This is a genomic window from Allomuricauda sp. XS_ASV26 (assembly GCF_041224615.1).
Classification (GTDB): Bacteria; Bacteroidota; Bacteroidia; order Flavobacteriales; family Flavobacteriaceae; genus Flagellimonas; species Flagellimonas alginolytica.
Genome location: NZ_JBGFGK010000019.1, coordinates 1 through 396, shown reverse-complemented (window position 1 = coordinate 396; position 396 = coordinate 1). Strand labels below are relative to the sequence as shown.

Here is a 396-nt window from a genome sequence, read left to right as displayed (position 1 = left end):
TGTGATGTTAGTAGCATTGTTACCAATAGCCGTAGTATTGTTGGAGATATTGGTAGCGTTGTTCGAAATATCCGTGGCATTGTTACCGATCGCAGTAGTGTTGTTGGCAATGTCCGCAGCATTGGCTGCTACTCCAGCGCTATCGTCCAAAGAGGACAGGTCCGCAGAAAAACTTGTACCGCCCTCGCTTACCGTTACCTCGTTGGTCCCGCCATCGAAGCTCACCCCAGTAATATCGTCGTCGGCCACGCTGTCCACATAGGCCTTTGTAGCGGCATCGCTCGCAGCGGTCGGGGCTCCAAGGCCCGTCAGCACTAGACCGTTCGCATCGTTCCCGTCAGTCAGCACTTCCTCGATGTTCTGGATCTCGTTCGTATCCGATAGATCTCCGTCGGC

At 54.0% G+C, this 396-nt stretch carries 1 protein-coding gene; it reads right to left on the bottom strand.

Features of this window, described 5'->3' with window-relative positions:
* The coding region (locus AB9K32_RS00100) for a hypothetical protein (protein ID WP_369884009.1) at positions 1-396 on the bottom strand (396 nt) is incomplete at both ends.